Raw genomic sequence first — 7,840 nt, 5'->3', positions numbered from 1 at the left:
GCGGCCGACAGCCAGCCGGCTTCCGCCAGCACGGCCGCCGCGGCGGACAGCGGCGCGGCCGCGTCGTCGCGACGCTCGAATGCGTCGGCAGCCGCCGCAAGCCACGCGTCGGCCGCGCGCACGGCCCCGCCGCGCGGGTTGGGCAATGCGTCAGGGTGGGGAACGTTCGCCGGTTCGGGCCTCATGCACACGCGCGCCTGTCATCGTCAAGTCGCTCGCGCAGGCCTCGGCGCGCGAGCGCCGGGCCGATGCGAGGCCTGAGCGGTGTGCCGTGGGCCGAGGGCCCGGTCAGATCTGGACCATCTCGAAGTCTTCCTTGCGGGCGCCGCATTCAGGACACGTCCAGTTGATCGGGACGTCTTCCCAGCGCGTGCCCGGGGCAATGCCCTCTTCGGGCAGCCCGGCTTCTTCGTCATAAATCCAGCCACAAATCAGGCACATCCAGCTCTTGTATTCCATCTTAAGCCGCGTCGGGAAAGTCGGTAAATTCGGGAGCCATGATGGTACCGTGTCGGGGCCGGACTGCCTAGCAATCGCGCTGGAGTAAGGCGACTACGTTGCGCTGCGCTAAAAAATCCGTCGTGCGGGCCGGATTCCGCCGCATAATGGCTGAAAAGTGCGGCCTGCCGGGCAACACAGGGCCGAAAACGCCCATTTCGCCTCGCCGTCCGCATGTCCGTCGCTTTCCCGTTTTTCTCTTGCCCCATTTTTACATGTCCAGCAACGCCCCTCCGATCGTCCTCACCTTCGGCCTGTCCGATCCCACCGGCGGCTCCGGCCTCCAAGCCGATCTGATGACCCTGGCGAGCATGGGCTGTCACGGCGTGTCCGTCCTGACGGGCTACACGGTGCGCGACTCGGCCGCCTGCGACGAAGTCACCGGTCTCGATCCCGACGTGGTCGCCGCCCAGGCGCGCATGCTGCTCGAAGACATGCCGGTTGCCGCGTTCAAGATCGGCGCGGCGACGCGTGCGGAAGTCGTGAGCGCGATCGCCGAGGTCGTCGCCGACTACGACGGCGTGCCGCTCGTGCTCGCGCCGGACTTCACGCTCGACGACGAACACGTGCTCGCCGCCGACGACCTGCGCGAATCGATCGCCGATCTTCTGGCGCCGCAAACCACGCTGCTGGTTGCCGACTACGCGACGCTGATCGCGCTCGCGCAGCCGGACGGCGACGCCGAGGCGCCGAATCTCGACGCGGCCGTGTCGCACCTGCTGTCGCAGGGCTGCGAGTACATCCTGTCGTCCGAGACCGGCTCGCACCGGCTCGTCAACACGCTGTACGGCGAAGAAGGCCAGCTGCGCGAGGACATGTGGGATCGTTCGCCGCATCGGCTGATGGGCATCACCGACACGCTGGGCGCGGCCATCGCGGCACTGCTCGCGAACGGCCAGGAGCCGCCCGAAGCGGTTCGTGAGGCGCAGGAATACCTGTACCAGGCCGTGCGTGACGCGTTCCGGCCCGGCATGGGCGCGTATCTGCCCGACCGGTTCTTCTGGGCGCGCAGCAATGAAGACGCGGATACCCCGCCGGCGGTGAAGGTCGACCCGGTGCCGAGGACGTCGCACCGGCATTGAGCCTGACACGGCGGGCACGTCCCGCCGTCGCGGCGAACCGGCGGCGCCATCCTTGCCGCACCCGGCCGTCCCGCGCCTGCCGCCGATTCGACGGCACCAATAAAAAAAGACCCGCATCGCTGCGGGTCTTTTCTTTTGGCTGGAACGCGCATCGCTGCGCGCTCCGGACACCATCGACCGAAGTCGATTACATGTCCATGCCCATGCCGCCCATGCCGCCCGGCATGCCGCCCGGCATCGGTGCGTCTTCCTTCGGCAGTTCGGCAACAGCTGCGTCCGTCGTCAGCAGCAGGCCTGCAACCGAAGCTGCGTTCTGCAGTGCGGTACGCGTGACCTTGGTCGGGTCGACGACGCCGGCTTCGACCATGTCGACGTACTCGCCCGTCGCTGCGTTGTAGCCGTAGTTGCCCGTACCTGCAGCAACTGCCGCCACCACGACGCTGGCTTCTTCGCCGCCGTTCGTGACGATCTGGCGCAGCGGCTCTTCCATTGCGCGCAGCACGATCTTGATGCCGGCGTTCTGGTCGGCGTTCGCGCCGGTCAGGCCTGCGATCGCGGTGCGAGCGCGGATCAGCGCAACGCCGCCACCTGCCACGATGCCTTCTTCCACAGCTGCGCGCGTTGCGTGCAGTGCGTCTTCGACACGTGCCTTCTTTTCCTTCATTTCGACTTCGGTCGCTGCGCCGACCTTGATCACTGCAACACCGCCGGCCAGCTTGGCCACGCGCTCTTGCAGCTTTTCACGGTCGTAGTCCGACGTCGCTTCTTCGATTTGCGCGCGCACTTGCTTCACGCGTGCTTCGATGTTCACGGCTTCGCCTGCGCCGTCGATGATCGTCGTGTTTTCCTTGCCCACTTCGATGCGCTTCGCCTGGCCCAGTTCTGCCAGCGTTGCCTTCTCGAGCGTCAGGCCGGTTTCTTCGGCGATCACTTGGCCGCCCGTCAGGATCGCGATGTCTTCCAGCATCGCCTTGCGACGATCGCCGAAGCCAGGCGCCTTGACCGCAACGGTCTTCAGGATGCCGCGGATGTTGTTCACGACCAGCGTTGCGAGCGCTTCGCCTTCGATGTCTTCAGCGATGATCAGCAGCGGACGGCCAGCCTTCGCGACTTGCTCGAGCACCGGCAGCAGATCACGGATGTTCGACACCTTCTTGTCGTGCAGCAGCACGAACGGGTTGTCGAGGACGGCGACTTGCTTTTCCGGGTTGTTGATGAAGTACGGCGACAGGTAGCCGCGGTCGAACTGCATGCCTTCGACGACGTCGAGTTCGTCGGCCAGCGACTTGCCGTCTTCGACGGTGATGACGCCTTCCTTGCCGACCTTGTCCATCGCTTCAGCGATGCGATCGCCGATCGACGTGTCGCTGTTCGCCGAGATCGAGCCGACCTGTGCGATTTCCTTGTTCGTCGTGCACGGCTTGCTGATCTTCTTCAGCTCGTCGACAGCCGCTGCGACTGCCTTGTCGATGCCGCGCTTCAGGTCCATCGGGTTCATGCCCGATGCGACGTACTTCATGCCTTCGCGAACGATCGATTGCGCGAGGACGGTTGCCGTCGTCGTGCCGTCGCCTGCGTTGTCGCTGGTCTTGGAAGCCACTTCCTTGACCATTTGCGCGCCCATGTTCTGGAGCTTGTCCTTCAGCTCGATTTCCTTCGCGACCGACACACCGTCCTTGGTGACCGTCGGGCCGCCGAAGCTGCGCTCGAGCACCACGTTGCGGCCCTTCGGACCCAGCGTGACCTTGACTGCGTTGGCGAGAATGTTCACGCCTTCGACCATCTTCGAACGGGCGGAATCGCCGAATACGACGTCTTTAGCTGCCATCTTCTAACTCCTTGAATTCTTGGGAATATGTACCGTCGGTGGACGCTTACTTGGCGTTGACCACGGCCATGATGTCTTCTTCGCGCATGACCAGCAGTTCGTTGCCGTCGACCTTCACGGTCTGGCCTGCGTACTTGCCGAACAGGACGCGATCGCCGACCTTCACGTCGAGCGCGATCGGGGCGCCCTTGTCGTCACGCTTGCCCGGGCCGACGGCCAGGACTTCGCCCTGGTCCGGCTTTTCAGCAGCGGCGTCGGGGATCACGATGCCCGAGGCGGTCTTGGTTTCCTGATCCAGGCGCTTGACGATCACGCGATCGTGCAAAGGACGAAGGTTCATATTCACTCCTCTCTTGACTGAGATTGAAGAACGCTTAGGGAATCTGCCCGGCTTATCGCCCGGCAGAGAATTGTTAGCACTCTCGTGCAGCGAGTGCTAATTATATGGACGGGTTTTGACAAATTCAAGAAGGGGGATTGACGGTTTTTTTCGGGCCCGCGAAGCCCGCTCGACCTCGAACGTTGCTCACCCGAACGTGAACCCGGGAGCACTTCGACGAACCAGAGCCACCCCCGATATGTCCTGCAAAAACAATAGCTTGGACATAAACCCGGGCGACAGCCGGAGAAACGGGGAAGACGCTGCGCGCCACTTGCCCGATCCGTCCCCACCGGAAAACCACGACGGCCATGATCCCTCAGGGATATCCCGCGTATCCGGGCAAAGCCAGGCAAATTATATGGGGTACGGATACCCCACTGCGCCTGCGGAGAGGAAGCACCGCCCCGCATTCGTCCCCTCCGGACAAGAGAAAGTTCATCATCTTGCTGCGCCATGGCTGGCGCACGGAATCGCACAAGACGCGGACGACCTGCCGGTCGACACGTCACGCGTCGGATTCACGAAATCGCTGGCGCGAAGCGGGCTGCCCGCGCGATAACCGCCGGGAGCAGCCCGGATCACCTTTATTTCATTAGACGGACGACTCTCCCGGAATTGCCTAAACCAGCGCGGACACAGGGCTCTCGGCAATCGCACGCTGCGGGACCGGGCCGGGGGCCGCAAAATCCTCCGCCGTTGAGAAGTCGTCGACCATGTCGAGCCGGTAGCCATGCGTATACACGGCACTCAATTGAAGCCCGTTTTCCGGACGAAGCGCCAATTTTTGTCGAAGTCGATAGATATGCGTGTCGAGGCTCCGCGATGTTCCATCGAGCGCTCGCCCCCACGCCAGCGTCGACAGGGAATCCCGGGAAAGCACGCTCCCGATGTTGGTGAACAGGAAATTTGCCAGCGCAAATTCCTTTGCCGTCAAGTCGATGATCTTTCCGTGCACGGCGATTGTGCGCGCCAGCGGGTTCAACACATACGCACCGACCTCGACCTTGCTGTCGGGTTTCCTGTTGCGGCCATTTCGACGCAACAGCGCGTTGACTCGAGCGGCCAACTCGATCTCGCGGAACGGCTTGCCGATGTACTCGTCGGCGCCTGCGTCCAGCGCGGCGGCAACATCTGCTTCAAGCGTTCTCGCAGCAAGGAACAAAACGACCGGTTCATCTCCGACGTTGGCCCGAATCCAGTGCAGCAAATTCAGGCCGTTGGCATCTGGAATTCGCCAATCGAGCACGATGAGTTCGACCCTCTCCCTTTTCAGAAACTGAACAGCCCGTGTGCTATCGCACACCCGGAAAATTTCCTGACCCGACCCACGCAGCGCCCTTTCAAGGGCCGACGCCTGATCGTGATCCCCTTCCACTAACAAGATACTCATAACACCCCCAGCCTTCGTCGATCCGAATGATTTTCATCGCACTCCAAATCGATCGCCTGAATACACAGGTCTGAACTTATGTCTTGTTTTTGATAATGCCGACCGATTGAAACCAACCTCGCCTCACCCCAACATCAACCTCAAAATCCACCGATACACGACCTTGCAACCTTGCCCGTCATCAACTTCTCCAAGTACCCGCTGTTCCGTGCCCAACACCAAAGAGCGGCGTCGACGATGCGGATTGGCAGACCGTCGCGAACCTGTCAGGCAAGCCGGCACATGGATTGGCATTTCATGCCGGCCTCGATAGCGATCGACGCGTCGGGCAAACTCATCGCCCCCCTGGCTTGAAATGGCGCATCCGCTTACCATGCCACTCAAATGTTACTAACATATCAGTAGGATATCGAGACACCTGCCAGAGATCAAAGGGGGGTAAACCCGTTCCTTGACCTTGCCCTTTTTAAGTCTCGAGTTGAAAACAAGGGGGGACCTGACTAATATGTTAGTGATATTCTTCAGGCAAACACTTAGGCAAATGAACGGACTGACTGGCAGTACCCTGGCCGAACAAGCCCACGAGAAACTCGAGGAACTCATCGTCACGCTAGAGCTTGCACCCGGCAGCGTCTGGTCCGAGGCCTCTCTCGCAGAAAAGCTGAATACCGGGAGAACGCCGGTTCGCGAGGCCGCGCAACGACTGGCTGCGTCGCATCTCCTTCAGATCGTTCCGCGACACGGCATCATGATCACCGTCCCGAACATTCACGATCAGTTGCTCGTACTCGAAACGCGTCGTGAACTCCAACGCCTCATCGCGCAACGCGCTGCACGGCGGTCATTGCCGGAGGAGCGCGAACAGATCCGCGAAATCGCCAAAAAACTCGACGCGGCAGGCGAGTCCCGAGACGTCGTCGCCTACTTGAGATGCGTCTATGCGCTCAATCAACTCATCGCGCAGTTTTCACGGAATCGGTTCGCCGCCGAGGCCATCGCGCCATTACACGCCCTGTCGCGACGCTTTTACTTCATGTATCACAAGCAGCTGGATGATTTGCCGTCGGCGAGCCTGCAGCACACGAGAGTCGCGCGCGCAGTCGCTGCCGGTGACGAGCAGGAAGCCGGACGTTCATCCGATTTGATGATGGACTATATCGACGCATTCACGCGAGACTGCTTTACTCGCGACTTTGAACCGCATCACTCGCGCGTATCGGCCTGATCGTACTTTTCGGTTTCGACTCGCGATATCGACTCAAGGTTGCGGCCCGTCTTTTCATGCGTCACATGGCACGTTCGATCCCGCGCCTTCGATGAATCGAGCCTGTGCCTATGCCCGGCAAATAATGCGCACGCTCGCTCGTAAGCATGCCGGTTTTGACGCAACGGCATCATCCCCTGAAGGCAGCGCGTGAACAGCCCGCCCATGTCCACCCGCCACGGAGTGCCACACTCGTCACGCCCCTGCCAGGCCGCGGTCAAGTGGATCTTGGCGGTCCACATGCGCCAGCTCCGCTGACGCTCGGTCGCGACTTGAGAAGCACGCCACGGAAACAACGAGTCGCCCCCTCCCGACATATAACGAGAAGGAATCGCTGCATTCCGGCCATCCCCATTCTCCCGGAACAACAACGCCCTCGCTTCACCCCGGAATTCCGCATCGTTCGATCAATCGATCAACGTGCTCCTCTCGAACGGGTTCGGAGATGTAGTATCCCTGGCAATCAATCTGCGTCATTTCTCTCAGCCACTCGAACTGAGCCCTGGTTTCGACACCCTCCACAACGACGTTCTTCTTCAAGCGGCTCCCAAGCCCGACGAGCGCTTCGACCATCGCTCTCGATTCGGCACTTTCATGAACGTCGCGCATGAAGGATCGATCCAGCTTGAGTGTATCGACAGCCAGGCCATGCAATTTGGTCAACGACCAGCACCCTGAACCGAAATCATCGATTGCAACGCTCGCCCCAAGATCTCGAATCGATACCACGGCCGCGGCAAGTGCCTCTATCGGGCCAGGATCGATGGACTCCGTCAGTTCAATCTGAAAATTCGCGGCACGGACGGCGTAGGAATCCAGAACGAGTGCCAGTCTTCTTGCCATTCCCGGCCGCATGACTTCATGAGCGGGCAAATTGACGGACAGAGACAAATCGTCGTAGCCGAGCGCAGCCCAACCGGCGAGTACACGCGCGGACTCCTCGACCACATAATCAGTGAATCGGCATGTCAGATGCGAATTTTCGACGAGGTCAATGAACGCCGCCGGCATCAACACGCCGCGCTCCGGATGCTGCCAGCGTATCAACGACTCGAATCCGGACAGCAATCCGGTCTGAAGGCGGAGCTTTGGCTGGTAAACGAAAAAGAACTCCTTCCGCGCCAATCCACGCTCCGCGTCTTCGACAAGATCATCGGTATTGCAACGCACGGCCGCACCATCCACAGCGATCTCCAATGCACGCACTCGAAATTCCGGTGCCCGCCGATACGCCTTGTTCCCGCTGCGGGCTTTCAGTCGGCCGTGCGCGAACATGCAATTATTTCCACTGATACAGCATGCCGGCGCCGATCACCTTCTGACCGCCGCTGAAGCCGCCGTTGATCGACGCCTTCAGGTTGTCCGTGATGCGCGCCTGCATGTTGACCGCCATCGC

9 protein-coding genes and 1 pseudogene are annotated in these 7,840 nt (G+C 61.2%); 2 read left to right on the top strand and 8 right to left on the bottom strand.

Annotated elements, in window-relative coordinates; all coding sequences use genetic code 11:
• Positions 1 to 185 (bottom strand): annotated as a pseudogene (locus L810_RS46415) (hypothetical protein); the annotation flags it as partial.
• A 103-nt stretch (positions 186 to 288) separates the two neighbouring features.
• Entirely contained in the window at positions 289 to 459 is a 171-nt protein-coding gene (locus tag L810_RS37340) for a rubredoxin (RefSeq protein ID WP_004186709.1), read from the bottom strand.
• A gap of 254 nt (positions 460 to 713) precedes the next feature.
• Here L810_RS37340 and L810_RS37335 point away from each other — a divergent pair, with 254 nt between their 5' ends.
• Positions 714 to 1,580 (top strand): hydroxymethylpyrimidine/phosphomethylpyrimidine kinase, encoded by an 867-nt coding sequence (locus L810_RS37335; protein WP_027788204.1) that lies wholly within the window; start codon positions 714 to 716, stop codon positions 1,578 to 1,580.
• Positions 1,581 to 1,767: 187 nt separating this feature from the next.
• Here L810_RS37335 and groL read toward each other — a convergent pair whose 3' ends face one another.
• The 3 genes from groL to L810_RS37320 form a co-directional block, all read right to left on the bottom strand.
• Positions 1,768 to 3,408 carry a chaperonin GroEL gene (gene groL, locus L810_RS37330; protein ID WP_021163332.1) on the bottom strand — a complete coding sequence of 547 codons (1,641 nt, stop codon included), beginning with the start codon at positions 3,406 to 3,408 and terminating at the stop codon, positions 1,768 to 1,770.
• 46 nt (positions 3,409 to 3,454) lie between these two features.
• Positions 3,455 to 3,748, bottom strand: a complete 294-nt coding sequence (gene groES / locus L810_RS37325; RefSeq protein WP_011351136.1) for a co-chaperone GroES — start codon at positions 3,746 to 3,748, stop codon at positions 3,455 to 3,457.
• A 661-nt stretch (positions 3,749 to 4,409) separates the two neighbouring features.
• The gene (locus tag L810_RS37320; protein WP_042977834.1) at positions 4,410 to 5,180 is read right to left on the bottom strand and encodes a response regulator transcription factor; all 771 of its coding nucleotides are present in this window, start codon (positions 5,178 to 5,180) and stop codon (positions 4,410 to 4,412) included.
• 541 nt (positions 5,181 to 5,721) lie between these two features.
• Here L810_RS37320 and L810_RS37315 point away from each other — a divergent pair.
• Positions 5,722 to 6,405: a GntR family transcriptional regulator gene (locus L810_RS37315; protein ID WP_021163330.1), complete on the top strand. Its 684-nt coding sequence runs from the start codon at positions 5,722 to 5,724 to the stop codon at positions 6,403 to 6,405.
• On the opposite strand, the gene L810_RS37310 is transcribed toward L810_RS37315, so the two are convergent.
• From L810_RS37310 to L810_RS49880, 3 genes are all read right to left on the bottom strand, one after another.
• Positions 6,384 to 6,686, bottom strand: a complete 303-nt coding sequence (locus L810_RS37310; RefSeq protein ID WP_124626889.1) for a hypothetical protein — start codon at positions 6,684 to 6,686, stop codon at positions 6,384 to 6,386. The genes L810_RS37315 and L810_RS37310 overlap by 22 nt on opposite strands.
• Positions 6,687 to 6,825: 139 nt before the next feature.
• Positions 6,826 to 7,719, bottom strand: a complete 894-nt coding sequence (locus L810_RS37305) for an EAL domain-containing protein (RefSeq protein ID WP_081712953.1) — start codon at positions 7,717 to 7,719, stop codon at positions 6,826 to 6,828.
• Between the two features lie 4 nt (positions 7,720 to 7,723).
• On the bottom strand, positions 7,724 to 7,840 hold a 117-nt coding region (locus tag L810_RS49880; protein ID WP_155836458.1), incomplete at its 5' end, for a YadA-like family protein.

Source organism: Burkholderia sp. AU4i, from assembly GCF_000466765.1.
Lineage (GTDB): Bacteria > Pseudomonadota > Gammaproteobacteria > Burkholderiales > Burkholderiaceae > Burkholderia > Burkholderia cepacia.
Note: the sequence above shows the minus strand (reverse complement) of the source record. Positions and strands in the feature narration are given on the sequence as shown.